Below are 23,886 nucleotides of genomic sequence, written 5' to 3' on the forward strand. Positions count from 1 at the left end.
TATAACATAAAAATAAGGCACAAAATGATAGTTACTAGATTTGCTCCGTCGCCTACTGGATATCTACATATAGGCGGACTTAGGACAGCCCTTTATAATTATTTATACGCAAGAGCTAATAATGGAAAATTTTTACTTCGCATCGAAGATACTGATTTAAAACGAAACTCAGAAGAGGCCACGCAAGCCATAAAAGAAGCGTTTGCTTGGTGCAAGCTAGATCACGACGGCGAAGTGACATATCAATCAAAAAGATTTGATCTTTACAAAGAGTATGTTAAAAAACTACTTGAAGAAGGCAAAGCATATAAATGCTATATGAGCAAGGACGAGCTTGAAGAGCTTAGAGCTAGCCAAGAGGCAAGAAAAGAGCGTCCAAAATATGATAATAGATATAGAGATTTTGCTGGCACGCCTCCAGCTGGCATCGAGCCAGTCATCCGTATCAAAGCCCCACTTAGCGGTGAGATCATCATACATGATGGCATAAAGGGCGAGGTTAAATTTAAGGTTGAAGACATATTAGACGACTTCATCATCGCAAGAAGCGACGGCACACCGACCTATAACTTCACAGTTGTGATAGATGACGCACTAATGGGTGTAACAGACGTCATCCGCGGCGATGATCACCTCTCAAATACCCCAAAACAGATCGTTCTTTACGAGGCACTTGGCTTTAAGGTGCCAAAATTTTATCACGTCGCTATGATAAACGGAGAGGATGGCAAAAAGCTTAGCAAAAGGCACGGCGCAACCGATGTTATGGAGTATAAAAAGATGGGCTATTTGCCTGAAGCACTCTTAAATTTTCTCGTTCGTCTTGGCTGGAGCCACGGCGATGATGAGATTTTTACTATTGAGGATATGCTTAAATACTTTAATCCAAACGACATCAACAAAAGCTCAAGCACCTATAACGCTCAAAAGCTTGACTGGCTAAATTCTCACTACATTAAGACTTTGCCTTACGAGAGGCTAGCGCACGATATGCTTGAGTTTGGTGTGGATTTTAAGGCTTTGGTAAAGGGTGAGCTACTACTAAATTCGCTCCGTGAGAGATCAAAGACATTAATTGAAATGGCAAATAGCGCAAACGCGATAATCAACGCTCCAAAAAGCTATGATGAGAAAGCTTGGGCTAAATTTATAAATGAAAATAGCAAAGAAATTTTGGCTAAATTTGCTCAAATTTTAGATCGTGACCTTGACGCAAAGGGCTACGAGGAGCTAACAAATAAATTTTTAGAGCAAAATGGCTTAAAGCTAAAAGACCTAGCTCAGGCCTTAAGGATAGCGCTAACTGGCTCAAGCGTGAGCCCAAGCATATTTGAGGTGCTTGAAGTAGTAGGCAGTAGCGAGACGAAAAATAGAATACAAAATTTATTAAAGGAAGAAAAATGACACATGTAACTAAAGAAGAAGCACTAAACTACCACATAGGCGGCAAGATCGAGATAAAGGTAAAGACGCCTTGCGAGACGTCAAGAGACCTTTCAATGGCCTATACGCCTGGCGTTGCAGAGCCTTGCAAAGAGATAGAAGCTGACAATGAGCTAGCTTATAAATATACAAATAAAGCAAATCTGGTAGCCGTCATCACTGATGGCACAGCTGTTCTTGGACTTGGCGACATCGGCGCCATCGCTGGTAAGCCAGTTATGGAAGGAAAGTCAGTCTTATTTAAAAAATTTGCAAATGTTGATGCCTTTGACATTGAGCTAGACGAGCACGATCCTGATAAGATCGTTGAGATTTGCAAGGCTCTTGCTCCAACATTTGGCGGCATAAATTTAGAAGATATCCGTGCTCCAAAGTGCTTTGAGATCGAAAGGAAGCTTCAAGAAGCAGTCGATATCCCAGTCATGCATGACGATCAGCACGGCACTGCGATGATAACAAGCGCTGGTATGATAAATGCGATGGAAATTTCTGGTAAAGATATCTCTAAAATCAAAATTGTAGTTAGTGGTGCTGGTGCGGCTGGTATCGCTTGTGCGAAGATGTATAAAGCACTTGGTGCAAAACATATCGTGATGATAGATAGCAAAGGCGTAATTCACTCAAAAAGAACAGACCTTACACCTGAAAAGGTAGAATTTGCACTAGATACAGAGGACAGAACTCTAGCTGATGCGATGAAGGGTGCTGATATGTTTTTAGGTCTTAGTAAGCCAGGAGTGCTTACAAAAGAGATGGTTGCATCTATGAATAAAGAGCCTATAATTTTTGCTCTTGCAAATCCAGTGCCTGAAATTTATCCAGAGGACGTTGAGGCTGTAAGAAGTGACGTTATGATGGGCACAGGCAGAAGCGACTATCCTAACCAAGTAAATAACGTTCTAGGCTTTCCATTCATCTTTAGAGGCGCACTTGACGTTAGAGCTAAAAAGATCACTGAAAATATGAAAATGGCTGCAGCTAGAGCGCTTGCGCAGCTTGCAAAAGAGCCAGTGCCAGCTGAAGTTTTAAAAGCAAGTGGCGTTAGCGAGCTAAAATTTGGCAAAGAGTACATCATCCCAAAACCATTTGACAAGCGCGTGCTAACAGCGGTCGCTCCAGCAGTTGCAAAAGCTGCAGTTGAAGATGGCGTAGCGAGAGTAAAAGATTTTGATGTTGAGGCTTACAAAGCCAAACTTGCAAAAGGATTTTAATCAAATTTAGCCCAAATTTTGGGCTAAATTCTTCTCTTGGCATTTTATAAAAGACAAACCTTGTAAAAAAAGTAAATTTAAGGACAAAAAATGCAAAACGTGAAGCTCATCTCACACCCATTGATCGAGCATAAATTAACAATCTTACGTGATAAAAACACCCAGCCTTTTCAGTTTCGCATGCTAGTTGATGAGATCAGCTACCTTATGATCTTTGAGGCGACTAGAAATTTAAAGGTAAAAGATGTCAAAGTCCAAACACCAGTTGCGGTGGCAGACGCAAAAAGGCTTACTACAAAAGTGATGATATGCCCAATTTTAAGGGCTGCTCTTGGCATGCTTGATAGCGTTTTTACCATTATCCCAGATGCGAGTGTAGGTTTTTTGGGCTTTCAGCGAAATGAAGAGACAGCGCAGGCTGAGTTTTTTTACGCGAAGCTTCCAAAAGATGCAAAAGAGCGCATGGCGATCATCATCGATCCTATGTTTGCAACTGGCGGCACAGCGATAGATGCGGTCAAATTCTTGCGTGAAAAGGGCGTTAAAGAGATCAAATTTATCTCTATCATCGCTGCACCTGAGGGGTTAAAGAGATTTAGTGGAATTTACCCAGATGTCGAGGTCTATACGGCATCGATTGATGAAAAACTAAACGAGAAAAACTACATCGTTCCAGGTCTTGGTGATGCTGGCGATAGAGTTTTTAACACGCTTTAAGGGCAAAATTTGAATAAAAGACTTTTGCCAGCCTTAGTCGCCTTTATCATTGCTATTATTGTTGGTACTTTTTTCTTTTCAAATAATGGTAGTGAAGCAAATAAAAACGCTCAAATTTTACTTGAGCAACTAAACAAAGAGGGACAAAAGAGCCAGAGTCTCGCAGAAAACGGCTCATACACCTCAAAAGATGAGGTCGCTCTTTATATCTATAAATTTAACAAGCTACCAAAGAATTTCATAACCAAAAAAGAGGCACTTGATCTTGGCTGGGATGCAAAAAGTGGAAATTTATGGCAGATAAGCGGTGGCAAAAGCATTGGCGGAGATAGATTTTCAAACAGAGAAAAGAGGCTACCTGAAGCTGATGGTAGAAAGTGGTTTGAGTGCGATGTGAATTATAATGGCGGCAGGCGCGGCGCTGAGAGAATTTTATATTCAAACGACGGACTTATCTACTACACGCCTGATCACTACGAGCATTTTTACCTGCTTTATGAGAAGAGGATGCAATGAAAAGCGTGATCTTAGATGCCAAAAAGATGGCTGAAAAAGAGAAGATGCATGAGTATTTTGCTAATAAATTTGATCTGCCAGAGTACTACGGCAAAAATTTAGACGCGCTCTTTGACTCTCTTTGCGAGATAAATGAGCCAACGCTTATAAAGCTAAAAAATGAAAAATTTTTGGATGATAGTGCAAAAGAGAGCTTGACTCGGCTATTTCGCGATGTTTGCAACGAAAATGAGATGGTTAAATTTGAGCTTGTAAAAGATGAAAAATGATATTTGGAAAGATTGATTATCTAAATTTACTCCCATTTCACGTTTTTTTAAAATCAGCCCCACTAAGCTCTCAGATAAAAAAGGCGATCGAGTTTAAAAAGGGCGTGCCAAGTAAGCTAAATAGGGCGCTAAATGCTAGAAAGATCGACGCTGCGGTGATCTCAAGTATAGCTAGTAAAAAGGCAAATTTAAAGAAGCTAAATTTTGGAATAGTCGCCAAAAACGATGTAAAAAGCGTGCTTGTGCGCAAAAACTCAGCCCCAAAGCCAGATCCTGCCTCTGCTAGCTCAAACGCCCTAGCCAAGGTGCTTCGTCTAAATGGCGAGGTGATCATAGGCGACAGGGCGCTAAAGGCATACTTAAGCGAGGGTAAAGAGTGCTTTTATGATCTTGGTAAAATTTGGCACGAAAAGACAAATTTGCCATTTGTTTTTGGTAGATTTTCTTACGTAAAAAATGGCTCGTTTTACAAAAAACTGGTCGCAAAATTTCTACAAAAAAATGTAAAGATCCCAAACTATATCTTAGCCCAGTATGCTAAAAGTCGCGGCATAAGTGAGCAAGATATCAAGTGGTATCTTAAATTTATAAGCTACAAAATAGGTCCAAAAGAGCAAAAATCACTCAGAAAATTTTTTAAAGAAAATAGATTATTAAAAGTAGCAAAAAGAATTAAATTTTTATAGCTTCTTAGCAGCTGCCAAGAAGCTATAAAATTTAGTGATGCATGTGCATATTAGTTGAGTTATCATCACTCATATTTTGCATCATCATATTCATATGCATCTCACCCATATTTTGCATCATCTTGTGGTGATCGTGCATTGGCATATCTGCTGGCATGTTCATTGGCATATTCATATGCATACCCATCTCACCGTTTTCAGCCTTGTAGCCAGTTATGGTAGGATCAACCATGCCAAATATCATTGCGACGTGTGCGACGATCAAGGCAAATATGAGTAGGAAAAAGTGAAGCTTTAGCTTTGCCTTTTCGCTTGCGTTTTTATAGATCAAATTTAGCTCTAAAAGCGCGATGCCAAGAAGTGGTATGACGCTGATGAGATATGAGTAGACAGCGATGACATCGGCATATCCACGCCATTTTATACTTGGATAAATTTTTGCCATAAAATAGATCACAAGAGCTGTAAAATAGACCCCAAGCACTATGCCAGCAAATTTGCCAACAGCCTTATAGCCAGCATTTTTACCGCTATCCATGTGATACATAGTGAGAAACTCCATCGCCACTAAAAGCTCCGTAAGCCCCACAGGTATCACCATGAAGAGGATTAGATTGTAAGGTTGATTGAGCGATAAAAGCTCCATGTAGTGTGTCATTACCATTGTAAGTCCTTTGTAAAAAATTTAAAGAAGATTAACGCCAAATTGCTAATAATTATAAAATATCAAGATAACAAATTTAAGCTAGTCTTTAAACTCGTGTGAGATGACTGGAGAAAATTCTTCCCAATGAAGTTTGGTTTTGATTGTTGGCATCTTGCTTTGAAATGGTTCTTTCTTAAGTGCCGCCATAGCGACACTATCGCCTTTTGGCTTAGCTGGTGCTTCTACGTTTAGTATGGAGCGCTCAAGCTCGATGAAGTCTTTTAAAATGACTGTGTATGATTTAAAGAAATTTGCCTCTTTGTGAGCTGAGAGTAGCTGAGAAAACTCATCTACAAATAAATTTAAAGTTTCAGAAAATAGCTTATTGCTAATATTTTTTGCATCATCAAACTCATCTTTTAAAAATGTAGCCATCGCTAAAAATATAAATCCAACGTAGTCCTCGCTGTCTTTGCAAAGCTCGCTATCACGTCTATATGGGCTTAGTTTTAAACATTCAATAACCCTAAGCCTAGCTGCTCCGTTATCTCTGCCTTCTTCATAAAATGAAGCGCTTAAGGGGATATTTGTAAAGCCAAAAAGAACGTCATTTTGTTCTTTTGAAAATTCTTCAAAGCTAAATTTATCTAAATTTTTAAATGCAGCATCACTATCCTCGCTTAAAGGATTTGCGCTTAAGTATCTCAACTGCTCTTTCCACCTTGAAAATTTCTCATCATTTGTGTAAAAAAACATAGGATATGCTAGAAATTCGTAAAAATATGATCTTGCTTTTATGATGTTTTTATCCATTTAATAAATCCTCTTTCATCGCGTTTATTTGGGCTTGAACCATTAGTTTGGCCTTACAGTCAGCACAGCAGTAAAGCGCTTTTATCTTGACCCTATCGTTGCCAAATCTTGGTTGCATTATAGTTGCGATCTTTTCGACTGCTTTTTTAGTCGCAAACTCTTTTCCGCACTCAACACAGGCAAAAAGCTCATCTCGTGCCAGCTCATTATATGTAAAAAACTCAGGCTTAAGAGAAATTTTTCCAACCTCAAGGCTTATGGTATCTTTTTCAGCACAGCTTAGTTCGCAGTATCCGCAAGCTGTACAGACGCTTGGATTAAATAAAATCGAATTTGTCTTTTTATCAGCTACTAGCGCACTTACGTTACAAGCGCCAACGCAACTTAGACAAAGTGTACAGCTATCAGTGTTTATCTTGACATCGCCGTATCTTATCATCTCGCCGCTTTTTACCACGCCAAGATCTTCGCTACCTACTAAAAACTCGAGCCTTTTTGCAAAAATTTCTCTTTTTGGCAAGGCATATTCGTTTATCGTGTGTTGTGAGTCAGCTATAAATTTTGCCTTTTTGAGCGATTCTTCAAGCTCGTTTTTATCTTTAGCGTGATAGATCGCTGTCTCTTTAAATTTAAGCTCATAAATTTGATTTAAGATGCTAATGGCATCTTTTTCGCCTTTGCCAAGAGTTTTGCTAAATAAAATCGCACTCGCACCACTTTCTTGAAGCAATGTAAGAAGATGCGCTTGATTTAACATATGCGGTGCTAATATGAAAAAAGGTAGGACATTTTCAGGTAGGCTTATATTTAGCTCATCTAAATTTGTTTCATTAGAGATTATTAGTGGAATTTTACCTTTATAAAGCTTGGCGATAGTGGCAAATGAGTTTTGTGGCATAAGTGTAGAGTCAAGAGATCCACTAGGGCAGACACTAATGCAGTTGCCACAATTTACGCAATCAATTTGTGAGAAAACAAGATGCTTTGTCTCGTCTTCTTTTAAAATGGCCACAGTTGGACAAACATCGACACAGCGTCCACAAATTTCATTTCGTCGTTCGTGATATTGACAGATCGAAGAGTCATATTGAGTTAGGCTTTTGTACTTAAATTTTGGAGTTTTTTCATTTAAAATTTTAAGCACAGCTTCATCTTCTAGCCCAGCTATTTCATAACAGCCGCTTTGCTTTAGCATATAATCCCTTGCATTTTCAACCAAGAAAAAGTCACAATCGACCTCAAATTCGTCATTTGCCCTAAGTATCAAAACACTAAGCTCGCCAGCTGCGCCATAAATAAATTTTACTTCAAAGTGCGTGAGTTCAATGACTTTATAGCCATTTTCTTTTAATAAATTTGCTAGCTCTTCGCGGCCTGAGTTGCTAACTATTACGACATTTTTGCCAACCTCTTTTTCATAATCGACATCCTTTGCCATGTCAAAGGCACTAGCTCTTGCCTCGTAGAGCAAAAGCGTGTTTTTAGCTTTTTCTAAGACGCTTGCGGTTGTATTTTCTAGATAAAAATTTATCTCAGGTGCGATAATGTTTGCTTTAAGCTTTGGCGAGTTAGAAACTAAATATTCTTCCTTTTCGTTATTTATTTCTATCTGTTCATTTAGCATTAAAGTATCGTCAAAATCGTTATAAAAGCCAAATTCTTTCATAGTTTCTCCTATTATCAAAAACAGGTTTATTTTAATATTAATGGGATTAATGGACTCTGAATTTTATATGTTCTTTTTTGCTCTAAGGTTTAATTTATAATATTTTTTATGTTAAAATCACGGCTTGGTAAAACTAACTTACTAGGAGCACGAATTGAGCGATTTAAGAGATATTCCACAAGTTGATAAGATCATAAAAAATGAAGCATTTTCAGGATTTGATATAAATTTAGTCACATTGCTTGCAAGGCAAATTTTAAATGAAGTTAGAGCTAAAATTTTAAATGAAAATGTAAATTTTGCATTGCAAGAAATAATAGATTTAATCCTAAACGAATATCATAAATTTAATGAATCAAGCCTTCAAAGAGTGCTAAATTTAACTGGTGTAACCATTCACACAAACCTTGCTAGAAGTGTCATCGATAAAGAAATTCTAAGCCGTGCAACTCCGGTAATTACAGGGTATTCAAACCTTGAATACAACCTAAAAACAGGCAGCCGTGGCAACAGATATGACTATATCGGTGAGATGATCGCAAGAGCATTTGGTTTTGAGGACGCTATCGTTGTAAATAATAACGCAAGTGCTGTATTTTTGGTGTTAAACACCTTTGCAAAGGGCAAGGAAGTCGTCGTTAGCAGAGGCGAACTAGTCGAGATCGGCGGTAGTTTTAGAGTGCCTGAGGTGATGGCAAATGCAGGTTGCTTTTTGAAAGAGGTTGGCACGACAAACAAAACTAAGCTAAAAGACTACGAAGAGGCAATTAGTGAAAATACGGCGATGCTTGTAAAGGTTCATCGCTCAAATTTTGACATCGTGGGCTTTAGCGAAGAAGTTACAGCAAATGAACTAAGTAAATTGGCGTGTGAGCAAAATTTGATAGATTATTTTGATCTTGGCAGTGGATTTTACGGAAATTTGCCGTTTAACTTAGACAAAAATGAGCCAGATCTAAAAAATTTAAAGGATGTTTCGCTAGTTAGCTTTAGCGGTGACAAACTCCTTGGTGCGGTGCAGTGCGGCATAATAGTTGGCAAAAAAGAGCTCATCGCAAAGCTTAGAAAAAATCAGCTTTTAAGAATGCTTCGCGTAGATAAAGTGATCATCTCGCTTTTGGCTGAGAGCATAAAAGCTTATTTAAATAAAGAATTTGAGCTAATCACAACGCAAAAACTGCTTCACAAAAGCGTAAAAGAGCTTGAAAACTTAGCAAATTTTATAAATAAGAATCTAAAAACATCGCTAGAAATCGTTCGCACACAAACCTTTGTAGGAGGCGGTGCGATGCCAAATAAAAAAATTCCAAGCGTGGCTTTGGCGGTTAGTGGAGATGCAGTTTTAAATGAGCAGAAATTTAGGCAAAAAAAGGTAATCGGACGCATAGAAAATGATAAATTTTTGTTTGATTTAAGAACGCTTTTAGATGAAGATGTAAATGAACTAATAAAAATAATAAATGAAACGGAAGAAAAATGAGTCTAATAATAGGAACAGCAGGGCATATCGACCACGGAAAAACCGCGCTTATAAAGGAGCTAAACGGCTTTGAGGGGGACAATCTTGAAGAGGAGAAAAAGCGAGGTATAACGATCGATCTAAGCTTTTCAAATTTAAGTAAAAATGATGAAAACATCGCCTTTATCGATGTGCCTGGGCATGAAAATCTAATAAAAACAATGATAAGCGGTGCGTACGGCTTTGATGCGTGCTTGTTTGTAGTGGCTGCAAATGATGGACTTATGCCACAAAGCTTGGAGCATCTTGAAATTTTAAATCTCCTTGGCGTGAAGTCCTTGATAGTGGCGCTTACAAAGTGCGACCTCGTAGATGAAGCGACTATAAATTTAAGAAAAAAAGAGATAAGAGAGGAAATTTCTAAATTTAAAAATTTACAAATTTTAGAAATTTTTGCCATTAGCATAAAAGATAAGGTAAGTATAGATGAGCTTAGAAACTACCTCTTTACACTAAGGGCTAGAAAACGCGATGAGGACGGCGTTTTTAGATACTACATCGATAGGGTTTTTAGCCTAAAAGGTATCGGTAGCGTCGTAACTGGCACCGTGATAGAGGGAAGTGTCAATAAAAACGAGAAGCTTTTTAACTACGACGCCGGTAAAGAGGTACTCGTAAGAAGCGTGCAAAGCCATGATGAATTTGTAGATCGTGCTGGAGTTAGCAGCCGCGTGGCACTAAATTTGACAGGCATAGAGCTTAGTGAGCTAAAAAAGGGGCAGTTACTTAGCAAAAAAGGCTTCTTTAGAGGTTTTAGAGAGATAGATGCGGTTGTAACTGCTAAAAGCTTGATCCACTCGCAAAACGTAACATTTTGTGTGGGTGCTAAAAACGTCCCTGCAAAGGTGCTTATACTAAGCCAGAAAGATGATAGTTACTTTGTTACCTTTAAATTTCAAAGCGATATGTTTTTGAAATTTGACGAGACTTTTGTTCTCATTTCAGACGCACGAGTAATAGGTGGTGGTAGAGTACTAAACCCTGTACTTGAGCCACTAAAAAAGGCTGGAAAAATTCTCTTTTTAGCAGCACTTTTAAAGCATGATTTTGTGGAGGCATTTTCTATACTTAAAGAAGCCCACAAAAATGGCTTTGGCATTATCTCGTCTTATCAAAGATTTGGTTTAAGTCACGAAGAGGCCGTGAGTGTAGCCAAAAAACTATCATCTGTTTTTGTTGATGAAAAGGCGTTAAATATTTACGATCTAAGTGCGGTTGAACGGATAAAATCAGTGGTTAAATTTATGATAGAGAAGAATGAATTTGCTGTTTTTTCAGCTCAGAGTATAAGTTTGAAGCTTACTTGGGCTAGCGTTAGTTTGGCTCAAAAAGCACTTGATGAGCTCGAGAGCATAAATTTAATCTCTAAAAATGATGGTGTCTATACCAAAAAAGGCGTTGATATAAGCAAACTAAAGGTAAGGCTTGAAGAGAAAATTTATGAAATTTTAGAAAGCGGAAAGCTAGCTCCAACGGCACCTTATAATATATATGATGAGCTGGAAATAGATAGGCTAAGTGGCGATAATGCCCTTAAAAAACTAACTGCAATGGGCAGAGTTGTAAGGCTGGAGCATAATCTTTTTATCACTAGAAATTCGCTAAAAATGGCACTTGATAAGCTAAGAGAGATCATCAAAAACCAAGGATTTGTAAATGTCACAAATGCCAAGGATGCACTAAATTTAAGTAGAAAATATGTAATCGCCTATCTTGAGCAACTTGATCTTGAGAGTGACATAATGAAGCAAGGAAATGATAGAGTCTTTCGTGGTTAGTATTCATTTACAAAAAGCAAATATAATCCGCCAAATTTTTTAAAAGGAAAAAAATGAAAAAAGTGGTTTTGGCCTCAATATTAGCGGCAACTAGCCTAATGGCAGCTAGCAATAAGCAAATAGAAGATTTTTACTCAGAAGTTTTTAAAAATCAAAATATCGATGGTGTTAATGTAAAAGTCGTAGAACGCACTAAAATTTTAGATGATATAGAAAAAGTAAGCTTAAAATTTAGCAAAGGAGATATGTCTCAAGAAGATGTGACTTTTGTTAAGGGCGATCTTATGTTTCCTGATGTTGTAAATTTAAAGGAGCAAAAGTCTTATTTGGCTGAAGAAAAAAAGGTAATCGCAGAAAAAGCAGCACTTGATTTAGTAAAATCATTAGCTAAAATTTATAAAAATGAAGACAAGGCAAATGTTATAACTCTTGGCAATGATAGCAAAAAGCCAACTCTTATTATGTTTTCAGATCCTGAATGCCCATATTGTAGAGCCGAGCTAGCAAAGATCGAAACGACATTAAAAGACAATAACGTTGAAATCATCCTAACTCCAGTGCATGAACTATCATCTTTGCAAAAAAGTGCTTTGATCTATAAAGATATAAAAAATGCAAAAAGTGATAGCGATAAGGTTAAAATTTTAAGAAAGTATTTTTCTGAAGATTATAACGTGGATGAAAAAAATGTTAGCAAAGAAGAGAGCGACAAGATCGATACTTTACGTAAAAAATATTTCTCAGCTGGCGTTAGATCAGTGCCTTTTATCATAAACAAAAGTGATCTAAAATAATCTTTTCTAGGGAGCTCTCCCTAGAATTTCTTCTTTTAATAAAAATTCTTAAATTTTAAAATACATTTAACTATATTTTTAATAAATACTTAACAAATATAATTAATATTATATATTTACTTTTATTATTTTATAAATATGCTAAATTTACATAGTTTAATTCTAGGCTCTAAAAGCCCTGAAATAGACTATTTGCAATATTTTAGTATCTCTAAATATGCAAATTTTACATATCATGGAACCAAATTTCTCAAATTTTTAAGATTTGAGAGGCAAGGAGAAAAAATGCAAGGATCAAGAAGAGATTTTTTAAAGAAATCTCTAAAAGTTGGTACTGCTGGCGGAATACTCGCAGTTTCTGCAATAGCAAAAACAACTAGTGATGACTTAGCTCCTGATGGCAATGGCGTCGTCGTAGGTAAGTCTAACAAAAAAGAGGTGCTTTATAAAAAAAGCAAAAATTGGGAAACCTACTATAAAATCGCTTATTAAGGGAGAAAACCATGAGTGATGCACGTATAGGGAGACGTTCATTTTTAAAGCTAGCCGCACTTGGTGCTGGAAGCACAATGGCTTTTGGAGAAAATGAAACGATAAGAAAAGCAAGTGATGAGGAGATAAAAAATCCTTTCCCTGGCTCAAAAAAGGTTAGAACGATTTGTTCTATTTGCTCAGCAGGCTGTGGTATCGAGGCTGAGGTAAAAGATGGTGTTTGGGTTCGTCAAGATATGGCAATGCATCATCCGATATCTCAGGGCTCACACTGTTCAAAAGGTATCGATCAGATCGACCTTACACACAGCAAACAACGCATCAAATATCCTATGAAAAAAGTTGATGGTAAATGGCAAAGAATTTCATGGGATCAAGCTGTAAATGAGATCGGCGATAAGATGCTTCAGATCCGCAAAGAAGATGGCCCTGATAGTGTTGTTTTCTTAGGATCGGCTAAATTTAACAACGAACAGTCTTACTATTTTAGAAAATTTTGTGCATTTTGGGGTACAAACAGTAACGATCACGTAGCAAGAATTTGACATAGCGCAACAGTCGCCGGTGTGGCGAATACTTGGGGTTATGGCGCGATGACAAACCACTTTGGAGATATGGCTGCGAACTCAAAATGTATATTTATCATTGGAGCAAACCCAGCTGTGGCAAACCCAGTTGGTGGCATGAAGCACACTTTACAAGCAAAAGATAGAAACAATGCAAAAGTAATTGTAGCTGATCCAAATTTTACAAAGACAGCTGCACACGCTGATCTTTATTTGAGACAAAGATCAGGAACTGATATCGCACTTGTTTATGGTCTTATTCACATTATTCTCAAAAATGGCTGGGAAGATAAAGAATTTATAGAAAATAGAACTTACGGTATTGATGAGATAAGAAAAGAGGCTGAGCACTGGACACCAGAGGTTACGTCTGATGTTACTGGAGTACCAGTTGATAAGCTACTAAAAGCCGCAGATATCCTAGCTCATACAAAACCGGGTACTGTTGTTTGGGCACTTGGCATCACTCAACACTCAGTTGGTACATCAAATACAAGAATTTTACCTATCCTTCAACTAATTCTAGGAAATATGGGTAAAGCAGGTGGTGGCTGTAATATCATTCGTGGACACGACAACGTTCAAGGCTCAACTGATATGTGCAACCTTTCAGATAGCTTGCCAATGTATTATGGCTTAACTGATGCAGCATGGAAATATTACTGCAAAGGCTGGGGCGTTGATTATGATGAATTTATTAAACGCTTTGCAGTCTCAACAAAAGAGCCAAAACAAGGCGGTACTCCTGTTAAAAACACAGTCTTTGAAGAGTATTATTACCACGATCCTAAACATCCAGAAGATAGAAACTGGAGAAACGAAAAAGGCTGGTCACTTTCAAAATGGTGGCAAGGCGTCTTGAAAGAGGAAAATACATTTAGTAGTGGTGCATTAAGAGTTCTTTGGGTTCAAGGAACTGGTCTAACATCTATGGCGCACCTAGCTAAAATTCAAGAAGCGGCTTCAAAACTAGATATGATCGTTGTGGCTGAGCCATTTGTAAATGAAATTTCTATCCTTTCAGATAGAAAAGATGGCGTTTATATCTTGCCAGTAGCGACTGCATTTGAAAATGAAGGTCACCTAAGTGCTACAAACCGCTCAGGACAATGGAGAACAAAAGTCGTTGATCCACTTTATGAGAGCAAGGGTGATCACGAAGTAATGTTCTTGTTTGCTAAGAAATTTGGCTTTTACGATGAATACGTAAAAGGCATGAAAATGGGTATCGTAGATCATGAAATAAAACAAGTAAAAGATGATTTTGTATGGCCTGATGATGCGACAAATGAGATAGCAAGAATTGGAAATTCTATAGGTTATGGTGGTAGAACAGCTGAGATGTTTAGACGCCATCAAGCAAACTGGGATAAATTTGATCCAGATACGCTAATAGGTATTGGCGGTGAAGTTAAAGGTGAGTACTACGGTAAACCATGGCCAGCATGGGATGAAAAACACCCTGGAACACCAATACTATACGATATGAGCAAACCTTATGTTGAAGGTGGTTCAGGCTTTAGAAATCGCTTTGGTCTAGAGCATAATGGCGTTAGTCAGCTAGCTAGCGAAGAGACAACGCTTGTTGGCTCAGCTATAAAAGGTGGCTATTCACAAATCACAAAAGAGAATATAGAAAAAGTCTTAGGTATAACTCTAACTGAAGAAGAGAAAGCTAAGATGGGACCAAGCTGGAGTATGGATTATAGTGGTATTATCTTTGAAAAATGTCGCGAAAAAGGTGTTGTACCTTATGGTAATGCAAGGGCAAGAGCTATCGTTTGGGAATTCCTCGATCCTATTCCAAAACATAGAGAGCCTGTTCACTCACCACGCTGGGATCTTGTTCAAAAGTATCCGACATTTGAAGATCAAGCTAGAAATTTCCGTGTTTCTACTAAGTTTAAGTCAGAGCAACAAGCAAAAGATTGGTCAAAAGAATTTCCAATTGTGTTTAGCACGCAACGCGTCGTAAACTTAAGTGGTGCGGGAATGATCGAAAGAACTAGTAAATATCTATCAGCTATTACACCAGAGATGTTTGCTAATGTTAACCCAGAGCTAGCTTTAAAATACGGCATAAAAGACCGCGATATGATGTGGATCCACAGTCCACAAGGCACAAAGATCAAAGTAAGATGCTATCACAGCCAGATGGTAACTCCAGATAGAATTTGTATGCCATACAACTTCGCTGGTATTATGCAAGGCGTTGATCTTTCAGCTCGCTATCCAGAGGGTACTAAGCCTTATGTTATCGGCGAGAGCTTTAACACAGTTACTAACTACGGATTTGACCCAGTTACTCAAATTTCAGAGTTTAACGCAGGTCTTTGCCGTATAGAAAAAGCTGAGGAAAATACATTTAAAACATCGTTTTTCCATGAATATGGCGAGAGAGACGCCATGGGTAAAGAGTAAGGAGGAATAAAATGGCAAGAATGAAATTTTTCGTAGATACTGATAGATGTATTAGTTGTTATGGTTGCCAAGTTGCTTGCTCTTCTGCTCATGAGCTTCCAGTGGGAATTTATAGAAGAAAGGTCATTACACTTCACGATGGTATCGAAGGTAAAGAGGTTTCAACTACCATTGCATGCCAACACTGTACTGATGCACCTTGTGAGCAAGTTTGCCCGGTTGATTGTTTCTACATTAGAGCTGATGGCATCGTGCTTCACGATAAAAATATATGCATAGGCTGTGGTTACTGCTTATATGCTTGTCCATTTGGTGCTCCACAGTTCCCTAAAGACGGGGCATTTGGCGTAAAAGGCGTTATGGATAAATGTACAATGTGCGCAGGCGGTCCAGAGCCAACAAACTCACACGAGGAGAGAGAGCTTTACGGCCAAAATAGAATGGCTGAAGGAAAAGTGCCTATGTGTGCGGCTGTTTGTGCTACAAATGCACTTTTAGTTGGAGATGCAGCTGAAGTATCAAATGTATATCGCAAACGTGTTATGCTAAGAAACACTGGGCTAAATGCCTAACAAGAAGGAGAGCTTTTGCTCTCCTTTAAATTCTAAATTTTAAACTTAAAGCCTTTTCATTTTTTATAAAACTACTATTTTTATATTCAAAAGATAAATTTTAAATTTACATTAGAAAATTTCTAAAACTATTCAAAATTGGCTATTTGAAGACAAATTTCTCTTTATTATCTCAATTTGCTCTATTTTATGATAATCGTTTTTATTTTAATCAAAGTAAAGCCTTGGTAATATTCGCTTCAAAAAAATCTCACAGGTGGTTTATTTAATGAATAAATTCTTAAAATTTATGCTAATTATGTTGTTGCCTATTTGGCTCGTGGCAAAAAATGACGACTATGAGCAGGTCGCAGCTCAGATAAAAGAGTCGCTACAAAAAGTAATAACAGAGTATAGAGCGGGCAATGTTGAACAAGCGGTCAGTGATACTCAAAATGCTTATTTTGGCTTATTTGAAGATGTCGAAGCTGGCATCAGAATAAATTTAGGTCAGAAAAAAGCTTACTCAATGGAGAAGCAGTTTGGCGAGATCAGAAAGGCGATAAAAGCTGGCGAAGCACCAGATGATGTGCAAAAAAGAATAGATCAGATAAATAGCGAGATTGCTGAAGTTTTGCCAGTTATTTTAAATGGACATAAGCTTGTTGGTGAGTACTCAGACAGCCCAGCACAAGCTGCTACAACTGACTATGATACTTCTAAATTTATCCCTGAGTGGAAGGTGGCATTTACAAATTTATCAGCCGATATAGATAAAGCAATAGCAAGCTATAAGAGCGATAAACAAGATGATGCTAAAAGTGCTATCCAAGATGCTAAATTTACAGACTACAGAAATACTCAACTTGAAATCGCTATTCGCCAGCATATAGAAAATGGTAAAAGCATAGATGCTGATATCCAAAGAAAGATGGGCGAAGCGATCAGCGGCATCACAAATGGTATAAGTAAAGATGATTTTAAAACTAAGCTAGATGAGATCAAAAAGCTAGCATATGATGCTATCTCAAAACTCCCAGCTGATACTGCAAAACTTGCAAAAGTTGATATGAGCGATGTAGAAGCAGCTTCTGAAGAAGATAGTGGTGCAGATTATGCCAAAGTCGTTCAAAACATAAACGATAAAATTCAAGCCGCTATCACACTTTATAAAAATGGTGATGCAAAAAAAGCCATGGGCGATATCCAAGACATCTACTTTGATGAGTTTGAAGGTAGCGGCATGGAGAATAAAGTAGGCGCAATAGATGTAAATTTAAAAACAGCTATTGAAGCTACATTTGGTAACCTCGTAGCCCTTATGAAGTCAGGCGCAGACGAAAAAGCTCTTCAAGAAAGTGCAAGCAAGATGTCGTCTCAGCTAGCAGCTGCACTTGAGAAAACTAGCAGTTCAAGCTCACCTTGGTCTTTATTTGTTTGGGCTTTGACTATCATCTTAAGAGAGGGCTTTGAGGCACTTATCATTGTCGCTGCTGTTGTTGCATATCTTGTAAAAACTGGTAATGCTAAAGCGATGGGCAAAGTTGTTTATAGTTCAGTTGGCGTGGCTGTTATCTTAAGTTTTGTAATGGCGTGGTTAATGAATGTCATTTTTGGCGAGGCAGCAGGTCAAAAAAGAGAGCTTATGGAAGGTATCACGATGCTTATTGCAGTGGGACTTCTATTTTACGTTGGCTTTTGGCTTCTTTCAAATGCTGGTGCTAAAAAATGGAATGACTACATCAAATCACACGTCTCTGACTCTATCTCAAGTGGCTCAACTACAGCGCTTTGGTGGACTGTATTTTTAGCAGTATTTAGAGAGGGTGCTGAAACTGTACTATTTTATCAGGCACTTATTTTTGGAGCTAAAGATTCAGCTGGTTACTCAATGATCGCAGCTGGCTTTGTGATAGGACTTGTCGTTCTTTTGGTAGTATATTTCTTATTTAAAATTTTTGCTGTTAAAATTCCTATTAAACCATTTTTTATATTTACGTCAGCTATTATCTTTTATATGTCGATCGTCTTTGTTGGCAAGGGCGTTGGCGAACTAGTTGAGGGTAAAATTTTCATCCCAACTATCATAAATGGACTTAGCTTCCCTGACTGGATGAGAGACTGGCTAGGACTTCAGCCATATTATGAGAGCTTAGTGCCTCAAATCATTATGGTACTTGCCCTAGTTATAGGCATCGTTATCATGAAATCAAAACAAAATAAAAATTAATCTTATTTAAAGGAGAGAATATGAATAAAATTCTTAGTTCAGCCCTAGCACTTAGCCTAGCAGCTGGTTTTGCACTTGCTGGAGAGCATCCAATCGGTGAGCCTGTAGAGGCTAATGGCATGGAGATAGCTGCAGTTTATTTGCAACCAATCGACATGGAACCAAAGGGTATTGACCTAGCTCCAAGCCTAGCTGATTTTCACCTAGAAGCTGACATACACGCTATTGCTGGTAATAAAAACGGCTTTGGCGAAGGTGAGTGGATCCCATACCTAAAGATTAACTACGAGCTAAAAAACCTTGATAACGGCAAAGTTAAAAAAGGTACCTTTATGCCAATGGTTGCAAGCGATGGCCCACACTACGGTGCTAACGTAAAAATGGATACAGGTGTTGGTAACTATGAGCTTAAATTCCATATCGACAATCCAGAAAAACAAGGTTTTGGTCGCCACGCTGATAAAGAGAGCGGTGTTGGTAAATGGTTTGAGCCTTTCACAACAACTTATAAATTTCAATGGACAGGTGGTCCTGTTAAATAATCACCAGGGGCGTTCTCGCCCCTTTTAAAAAATTCTCACAGGGTTTAGTTATGTCAATTTATTTCTATCAGGTCTTTTTAGTCCTTCTTGGATTTACGCTTTTTGCTGCCTTAAATAACAAGGATAAAAGTTTAAAAACACTCTTTTTACCGTCACTTTTTGGAGTCGTAGCTGGCGTATTTATCTTTAAAGTCGTTCGTCATGCACTTATAGATGACCAGTTTAAAATGTTCATAGATTCAGTGACGCTAGTTTTTCTACTAATTAGCATTTTATGGATATTTCTTGAGCTTAAGATAGCAAAAATTGTAACGTTTTTTATTTTAGGCATCGGCTTTGGCTTTGGCTATAGTTCAAGCAGTGTGTTATTTCCACTATTTGGTGGTGAGCTACTAGATACGCTTTCGGTCATTAGCTTCTTTCTAATGATATTTGCAATGATTTTGCTCGTATTTTTATTCTTTTTTATTTCAAATTTAAAATCTAGCATTTCTCCATTAATAGCTAAAATTTTGGCCCTTATCACTTTAGTTTTCTTGCTAATCGATAGGAGCTCTCAGACAGCACTCGAGCTTTTGCGTGCTGGGGCTTTAAAAATAAGTAGTGAGTTAAACTCTCAGATTCTATCTGTTAGTGCAAAAGGTATTTACGTATCAGAATTTGGTACTTATTTTTATATCTTTGTGATCTTACTTTTATGCATCACTGCGCTTTTCTTTATGCCAAAAAGTATTGATAAAAATAAATTTGGTTCTATCAAATACCGCTTTACAAAAGCCATTAGAGAAAATATTTCTGATAATGCAAAATTTGCATTTTGTAGTATTTTGATAGCACTTGGATTTTCACTCTATTATGATCTTTACGCATCTCGTCCACCTGAAATTTCAGAGCCAGTCTTGGTTGAGCCAGTGGGAGATAAATTTATATTTGATGTTGATATGTTAAAAGATAATGAACTTCACAGATTTGCTTATATAACAGATGAGGGCAAGCAGATAAGATTTTTCTTGTTAAACCGCTTTAGCGACCGCGTCTCGCCTGTTATCGTCTTTGACTCTTGTATGATTTGCGGCGATATGGGCTATATAAAAAGAGGTAATGACCTTATTTGTATCTCTTGTAATGTTAGAATTTTCTTGCCATCAGTTGGCAAAGAAGGTGGTTGCAATCCGATACCAATGCCATTTATCTTCGATGGCAAAAATATTATAGTTGATTATAAAACTATTACAGATGGAGCAAATTTCTTTAGTAAGGTCGTCGAAAAGATGGTGCTTGACCCAGTTAGTCGCAAAAAAGTGAGCAACCTTGAGTCAAGATCATATTTATACTATGGACGCACATATTTCTTTGAAAATAACGAAACTCAGGCGAAATTTGAAGCAAATCCAGAAAAATATGTAGAAACAAATGGAACGTTAAAATGAAAAATATGCAACTAAGAATGATAAAAAGCTCGATCACGGGCTCAAAGGTGCAAAAGACGATGGCCTTTATCACCATCTTGCTAGCTGCTCTTTTGATAGCTTGCATGCTAAATATCACACTAAAAATCGGCGATCAAGTAGCAACCGAGCTTAGAGGATATGGCTCAAATATAGTTGTTTTGCCACGAGGTGAGAGCTTAAGCATCGAGATCGAGGGTAAAAATTTCACTCCGTTAAAATCACAAAATTTACTCCCAGAGGCTGATATCTACAAGATAAAAGAGATCTTTTGGAGAAACAATATCGTTGCTTTTGCGCCGTTTTTAGAGGCAAAAGTTAAAGATGAAAAAGGAATTGAATTTGCCTTTGAAGGAACCTATTTTGATAAAAATATCGGTCTAAAAGATGAGCCAGAATTTAGCACAGGCGTTAAGAGTTTGTATGGATTTTGGGGTGTTGAGGGCGCTTGGCCAAAAGATGAAAGTATGGATGAAATTTTAGTTGGCGAAGAACTTTCTAAGGCTAAAAATTTAAAAGTTGGCGACAAGCTTAGCCTTACTGGCAAAAACGGTACAAAAGAGGTTAAAATAGTTGGAATTTTAAAAGGAGCTAGTGATGAGACGCATAAGCTAGTTGGCTCACTAAAGCTTGCTGGCGATCTATCAGGTCACGCTGGATCATACACAAAGGCTGAAGTCTCAGCTATGACGATCCCGGAAAATGACCTATCGCTAAAAGCAAGAAGAAATTTAGACAACCTTGATAGCGCAGAGTACGACAAATGGTATTGCTCAGCCTATGCAGGATCAATCGCATTTCAGATAGAAGAAAATTTACCAAACGTTAGCGCAAAGGCAAGCCTTCAAGTCAGCGATGCAGAGAGTAACATAGTAAAGAAAATCCAAAGCCTAATGGGCATCGTTAGCATCATCGCTCTTGTGGTTTCAGCTATTGGCATAACGTCGCTAATGACAAGTGAAATTTACCGCCGTAAAAAAGAGATCGGCCTTTTAAAAGCCATAGGTGCTAGTAACTTTGAAATTTACGCTTTGTTTGCTAGCGAGAGTCTTGTGGTGGCATTTTTTGCAGGTATCACGGGAGCATTTTTAGGATACGCATTAAGCTACGTGATGTCTTACATTATCTTCTCTCACGGCATAGGCATAGCTTGGATCGTGCTACCAATAAGCGTGGCATTTGCCTTGCTTATTTCAGTCGTTGGCTCGCTAATGCCAATGAGAAACGTCATAAATTTACTACCTGCGGAGGTGCTATATGACCGCAAATAGCAAATTCTTTTACAATACAATTTATAAAAGTTTAAAAAACGGCTCATCAAGAGTAATGGTCATCGTGATCTCTATCTTGCTTGGAGCATGCGTGTGTGCTGCATTTGTTAATGTCTATCTTGACATTGACTCAAAGGTCTCACGTGAGCTAAAAACTTATGGTGCAAATATGATCTTTGCTCCAAAAGATATGGCTACAAGCGATGATATGAGTGAAAAAACTTACAATGAAATGATCGCTAAAGTACCAAAAGACAAGCTTCTTGGTGAGAGCGGCTATCTCTTTGCTCAGGCAAATATCGGTCCAACAAACGCCATCGTCATGGGAACAAAATTTAGCAATCTAAAAAAAGTTAAACCATTTTTAGATGTTAGAGATGGAACGATGATAAATGTCGATTTTGACGATAAAAACGTGCTAATAGGCGTCGATCTAGCTCGTCAGGCTGGCTTTAAAGCAGGCGATGATATAGAAATTCGTGCCATTGGCTCAAATGAGAGCATAAATGTAAAGATAAAAGGCGTAGTGGCAAGTGGTGACAAAGAGGACGCCCTTTTGATCACGTCGCTATCTTTGGCTCAGCAAATTTCAAACAAAGCTGGCAAGATAAACTATGCTGAAGCTGTTGTGCTTGGAAATTTTGACGAGATAACATCGCTTGCAAAGACTATTAGCAATGACGAAATAGTCGCAAAACCAGTGGCAAAAGTTTCAAAGTCTGAGGGATATATTTTGGAGAAAATAAAGCTATTAATGGCACTTGTTAGCCTTGTTATTTTGCTCATTACTTCAATGTGCGTAAACACAACGCTTAGTGCTATCTTGCTCTCTCGCTCAAAGGAAATCGCACTTCTTAGAGCCATAGGTGCAAGCAAAAAAGATGTACTAAATCTATTTGGTTTTGAAACATTTGTGACAGCGCTCATCTCAGCATTAGTTGGTGCATTTTTAGGATATTTACTAGCTCAAATTTTAGGTTATGCGATATTTGATTCTAGTATTGATTTTAGAATTTTAAGCATCCCAGTAGCTGTGATAATATCGCTTTTATTTGCAGCGATCGCAGCATTTTATCCGATCAAACGGGCACTTAATAATAAAATGGCAGATACATTAAGAGGAGAATGATATGCAAAATGCACTAGAATTAAAAAATATTTGTAAAATTTTTGGCGATGTTAAAGCACTTGATGATATAAATTTTGAGGTTAAAAAAGGTGAGTGGGTCAGCGTAATGGGGCCAAGTGGTAGTGGTAAGAGTACGCTTGTAAATATCCTTTCACTAATGGATACTCCAAGTAGTGGCACTTATATGCTCGGTGGCGATGATGCGAGCAATCTAAATGCTGATGATACACTTAAATTTAGACGTGAAAAGATCGGTCTTATTTTTCAGCAGTTTCACTTAGTGCCATATCTTAGCGCACTTGAAAATGTAATGATCGCTCAGTACTATCACAGCTCAGTTGATGAAGAGGACGCTAAAAAGGCACTTGAGGCAGTTGGTCTTTCTCACAGGCTAACGCATAGACCAAGTCAGTTAAGTGGTGGTGAGCAACAACGCCTTTGTATCGCACGCTCGCTCATAAACGATCCTGAAATTTTAATAGCAGATGAGCCAACTGGTAACCTTGATGAAGCAAATGAAAGAGTTATACTTGATCTATTTTGCAAGCTAAGAAAAGATGGCAAGACGATACTTCTAGTAACTCACAACCCTGATCTTGGCGAGTATGGTGATAAGATCGTATATCTAAGACACGGTAAGCTAGAGAAAATTCGCACTATTGAAAACCCAAAGGTGCCAAATGAGATATAAAATTTTATTTTTATGTCTAGTCTCAGCCCTAGTTATGGGCTGCGTCAAGCAGTATGAGAAGCATCACATCACTCTAAATGACTCAAGCGGCATTGATACGCAGTTTTTTTCAACAGAAAAGCGCCTAAAGATAGGCGATAAACCATATATGCTATTTTTCTTTGGCACTGACTGCGGAGTATGCAAGGCCGCTATACCTGATCTAAATACGCTTGAAAAAGAGTATGGTAAAGAGGTTCAATTCATTGGTGTTTTAGGACCTAGCAAGGGTTTTGATAAAGATATTGAGCTTTTAAAAGAGCACAACATTACATTTAAAACTACGAGCGATAAGGTTTCAGTTGATTACTTTAGCAAGGCAGTTGGTGGCGTCATGGGCGTACCAGTTATCTATTTTTTTGATAAAGATGGTAAGATGCGATCAAAATTTATCGGTCTTACACCAAAAAGTGTACTTGAAAGTGCTATAAGATCGCTCTTGTAGGAG

General features: G+C 37.9%; 21 protein-coding genes and 1 pseudogene. 19 read left to right on the forward strand and 3 right to left on the reverse strand.

Translation table 11 applies throughout. The features are described 5' to 3' along the window. The first annotated feature begins 24 nt into the window (after positions 1-24). The 6 genes from gltX (at position 25) to CVS93_RS01260 (ending at position 4,842) form a co-directional block, all read left to right on the forward strand. Positions 25-1,404, forward strand: a complete 1,380-nt coding sequence (gltX, locus tag CVS93_RS01235; protein ID WP_107686339.1) for a glutamate--tRNA ligase — start codon at positions 25-27, stop codon at positions 1,402-1,404. Then, positions 1,401-2,654: a malic enzyme-like NAD(P)-binding protein gene (locus CVS93_RS01240; RefSeq protein ID WP_087579563.1), complete on the forward strand. Its 1,254-nt coding sequence runs from the start codon at positions 1,401-1,403 to the stop codon at positions 2,652-2,654. Before gltX ends, CVS93_RS01240 begins: the two co-directional genes overlap by 4 nt. 90 nt (positions 2,655-2,744) lie before the next feature. After that, positions 2,745-3,371: a uracil phosphoribosyltransferase gene (gene upp / locus CVS93_RS01245; protein WP_107686251.1), complete on the forward strand. Its 627-nt coding sequence runs from the start codon at positions 2,745-2,747 to the stop codon at positions 3,369-3,371. Between the two features lie 9 nt (positions 3,372-3,380). After that, positions 3,381-3,887, forward strand: coding sequence for a ribonuclease domain-containing protein (locus tag CVS93_RS01250; RefSeq protein ID WP_107686252.1), 507 nt, complete (start codon positions 3,381-3,383; stop codon positions 3,885-3,887). Continuing rightward, complete coding sequence (locus CVS93_RS01255) at positions 3,884-4,156, forward strand: barstar family protein (protein ID WP_087585445.1); 273 nt, start codon at positions 3,884-3,886, stop codon at positions 4,154-4,156. Before CVS93_RS01250 ends, CVS93_RS01255 begins: the two co-directional genes overlap by 4 nt. Further along, positions 4,153-4,842 (forward strand): MqnA/MqnD/SBP family protein, encoded by a 690-nt coding sequence (locus CVS93_RS01260; RefSeq protein WP_087585446.1) that lies wholly within the window; start codon positions 4,153-4,155, stop codon positions 4,840-4,842. The genes CVS93_RS01255 and CVS93_RS01260 overlap by 4 nt, the downstream gene beginning before the upstream one ends. A 31-nt stretch (positions 4,843-4,873) precedes the next feature. On the opposite strand, the gene CVS93_RS01265 is transcribed toward CVS93_RS01260, so the two are convergent. The 3 genes from CVS93_RS01265 to CVS93_RS01275 all read right to left on the reverse strand — a co-directional run bounded on the left by CVS93_RS01265 (position 4,874) and on the right by CVS93_RS01275 (position 7,967). Then, complete coding sequence (locus tag CVS93_RS01265) at positions 4,874-5,506, reverse strand: DUF6803 family protein (protein ID WP_072593896.1); 633 nt, start codon at positions 5,504-5,506, stop codon at positions 4,874-4,876. An 81-nt stretch (positions 5,507-5,587) separates the two neighbouring features. Beyond that, positions 5,588-6,301, reverse strand: coding sequence for a molecular chaperone (locus tag CVS93_RS01270; protein ID WP_103592846.1), 714 nt, complete (start codon positions 6,299-6,301; stop codon positions 5,588-5,590). Beyond that, positions 6,294-7,967, reverse strand: a complete 1,674-nt coding sequence (locus CVS93_RS01275) for a 4Fe-4S binding protein (protein WP_107686253.1) — start codon at positions 7,965-7,967, stop codon at positions 6,294-6,296. The genes CVS93_RS01270 and CVS93_RS01275 overlap by 8 nt, the downstream gene beginning before the upstream one ends. Before the next feature lie 154 nt (positions 7,968-8,121). Between CVS93_RS01275 and selA the strand changes: the two genes are divergently transcribed. From selA to CVS93_RS01345, 13 genes and pseudogenes are all read left to right on the forward strand, one after another. Further along, a complete protein-coding gene (selA, locus tag CVS93_RS01280) occupies positions 8,122-9,447 on the forward strand; it encodes an L-seryl-tRNA(Sec) selenium transferase (RefSeq protein WP_107686254.1) in 1,326 nt (441 codons plus the stop codon). Then, positions 9,444-11,264 (forward strand): selenocysteine-specific translation elongation factor, encoded by a 1,821-nt coding sequence (gene selB, locus CVS93_RS01285; protein ID WP_107686255.1) that lies wholly within the window; start codon positions 9,444-9,446, stop codon positions 11,262-11,264. The genes selA and selB overlap by 4 nt, the downstream gene beginning before the upstream one ends. Before the next feature lie 53 nt (positions 11,265-11,317). Further along, positions 11,318-12,058, forward strand: a complete 741-nt coding sequence (locus tag CVS93_RS01290) for a thioredoxin domain-containing protein (RefSeq protein ID WP_107686256.1) — start codon at positions 11,318-11,320, stop codon at positions 12,056-12,058. 285 nt (positions 12,059-12,343) lie between these two features. Next, entirely contained in the window at positions 12,344-12,550 is a 207-nt protein-coding gene (locus tag CVS93_RS01295; protein ID WP_087579573.1) for a twin-arginine translocation signal domain-containing protein, read from the forward strand. A gap of 11 nt (positions 12,551-12,561) precedes the next feature. Continuing rightward, positions 12,562-15,468, forward strand: a pseudogene (locus CVS93_RS01305) (formate dehydrogenase subunit alpha); the annotation flags it as partial. Positions 15,469-15,548: 80 nt separating this feature from the next. Then, the gene (fdh3B, locus tag CVS93_RS01310; protein WP_021090689.1) at positions 15,549-16,109 is read left to right on the forward strand and encodes a formate dehydrogenase FDH3 subunit beta; all 561 of its coding nucleotides are present in this window, start codon (positions 15,549-15,551) and stop codon (positions 16,107-16,109) included. Positions 16,110-16,377: 268 nt separating this feature from the next. After that, complete coding sequence (locus tag CVS93_RS01315; protein ID WP_107686258.1) at positions 16,378-18,318, forward strand: FTR1 family iron permease; 1,941 nt, start codon at positions 16,378-16,380, stop codon at positions 18,316-18,318. Between the two features lie 20 nt (positions 18,319-18,338). Next, positions 18,339-18,860 carry an iron transporter gene (locus tag CVS93_RS01320; protein ID WP_084041674.1) on the forward strand — a complete coding sequence of 174 codons (522 nt, stop codon included), beginning with the start codon at positions 18,339-18,341 and terminating at the stop codon, positions 18,858-18,860. A gap of 50 nt (positions 18,861-18,910) precedes the next feature. Then, a complete protein-coding gene (locus CVS93_RS01325; RefSeq protein ID WP_107686259.1) occupies positions 18,911-20,290 on the forward strand; it encodes a Fe-S-containing protein in 1,380 nt (459 codons plus the stop codon). Further along, positions 20,287-21,579: an ABC transporter permease gene (locus CVS93_RS01330; protein WP_084108997.1), complete on the forward strand. Its 1,293-nt coding sequence runs from the start codon at positions 20,287-20,289 to the stop codon at positions 21,577-21,579. Before CVS93_RS01325 ends, CVS93_RS01330 begins: the two co-directional genes overlap by 4 nt. Beyond that, positions 21,566-22,708 (forward strand): ABC transporter permease, encoded by a 1,143-nt coding sequence (locus CVS93_RS01335; RefSeq protein ID WP_107686260.1) that lies wholly within the window; start codon positions 21,566-21,568, stop codon positions 22,706-22,708. Before CVS93_RS01330 ends, CVS93_RS01335 begins: the two co-directional genes overlap by 14 nt. A gap of 1 nt (position 22,709) precedes the next feature. Continuing rightward, positions 22,710-23,399: an ABC transporter ATP-binding protein gene (locus CVS93_RS01340; protein ID WP_054196145.1), complete on the forward strand. Its 690-nt coding sequence runs from the start codon at positions 22,710-22,712 to the stop codon at positions 23,397-23,399. Then, positions 23,389-23,883 carry a TlpA family protein disulfide reductase gene (locus CVS93_RS01345; RefSeq protein ID WP_107686261.1) on the forward strand — a complete coding sequence of 165 codons (495 nt, stop codon included), beginning with the start codon at positions 23,389-23,391 and terminating at the stop codon, positions 23,881-23,883. The genes CVS93_RS01340 and CVS93_RS01345 overlap by 11 nt, the downstream gene beginning before the upstream one ends. The last annotated feature ends 3 nt before the right edge of the window (positions 23,884-23,886 follow it).

It is taken from the genome of Campylobacter concisus (assembly GCF_003048535.1).
GTDB lineage: Bacteria > Campylobacterota > Campylobacteria > Campylobacterales > Campylobacteraceae > Campylobacter_A > Campylobacter_A concisus_S.

Excerpts from the sequence above, each read along its gene's own strand:
- gltX (WP_107686339.1), top strand. The coding sequence starts at position 25 with ATGATAGTTACTAGATTTGCTCCGTCGCCTACTGGATATCTACATATA.
- CVS93_RS01240 (WP_087579563.1), top strand. The coding sequence starts at position 1,401 with ATGACACATGTAACTAAAGAAGAAGCACTAAACTACCACATAGGCGGC.
- upp (WP_107686251.1), top strand. The coding sequence starts at position 2,745 with ATGCAAAACGTGAAGCTCATCTCACACCCATTGATCGAGCATAAATTA.
- CVS93_RS01255 (WP_087585445.1), top strand. The coding sequence starts at position 3,884 with ATGAAAAGCGTGATCTTAGATGCCAAAAAGATGGCTGAAAAAGAGAAG.
- CVS93_RS01260 (WP_087585446.1), top strand. The coding sequence starts at position 4,153 with ATGATATTTGGAAAGATTGATTATCTAAATTTACTCCCATTTCACGTT.
- CVS93_RS01265 (WP_072593896.1), bottom strand. The coding sequence starts at position 5,506 with ATGGTAATGACACACTACATGGAGCTTTTATCGCTCAATCAACCTTAC.
- CVS93_RS01270 (WP_103592846.1), bottom strand. The coding sequence starts at position 6,301 with ATGGATAAAAACATCATAAAAGCAAGATCATATTTTTACGAATTTCTA.
- CVS93_RS01275 (WP_107686253.1), bottom strand. The coding sequence starts at position 7,967 with ATGAAAGAATTTGGCTTTTATAACGATTTTGACGATACTTTAATGCTA.
- selB (WP_107686255.1), top strand. The coding sequence starts at position 9,444 with ATGAGTCTAATAATAGGAACAGCAGGGCATATCGACCACGGAAAAACC.
- CVS93_RS01290 (WP_107686256.1), top strand. The coding sequence starts at position 11,318 with ATGAAAAAAGTGGTTTTGGCCTCAATATTAGCGGCAACTAGCCTAATG.
- CVS93_RS01295 (WP_087579573.1), top strand. The coding sequence starts at position 12,344 with ATGCAAGGATCAAGAAGAGATTTTTTAAAGAAATCTCTAAAAGTTGGT.
- fdh3B (WP_021090689.1), top strand. The coding sequence starts at position 15,549 with ATGGCAAGAATGAAATTTTTCGTAGATACTGATAGATGTATTAGTTGT.
- CVS93_RS01315 (WP_107686258.1), top strand. The coding sequence starts at position 16,378 with ATGAATAAATTCTTAAAATTTATGCTAATTATGTTGTTGCCTATTTGG.
- CVS93_RS01320 (WP_084041674.1), top strand. The coding sequence starts at position 18,339 with ATGAATAAAATTCTTAGTTCAGCCCTAGCACTTAGCCTAGCAGCTGGT.
- CVS93_RS01325 (WP_107686259.1), top strand. The coding sequence starts at position 18,911 with ATGTCAATTTATTTCTATCAGGTCTTTTTAGTCCTTCTTGGATTTACG.
- CVS93_RS01330 (WP_084108997.1), top strand. The coding sequence starts at position 20,287 with ATGAAAAATATGCAACTAAGAATGATAAAAAGCTCGATCACGGGCTCA.
- CVS93_RS01335 (WP_107686260.1), top strand. The coding sequence starts at position 21,566 with ATGACCGCAAATAGCAAATTCTTTTACAATACAATTTATAAAAGTTTA.
- CVS93_RS01340 (WP_054196145.1), top strand. The coding sequence starts at position 22,710 with ATGCAAAATGCACTAGAATTAAAAAATATTTGTAAAATTTTTGGCGAT.
- CVS93_RS01345 (WP_107686261.1), top strand. The coding sequence starts at position 23,389 with ATGAGATATAAAATTTTATTTTTATGTCTAGTCTCAGCCCTAGTTATG.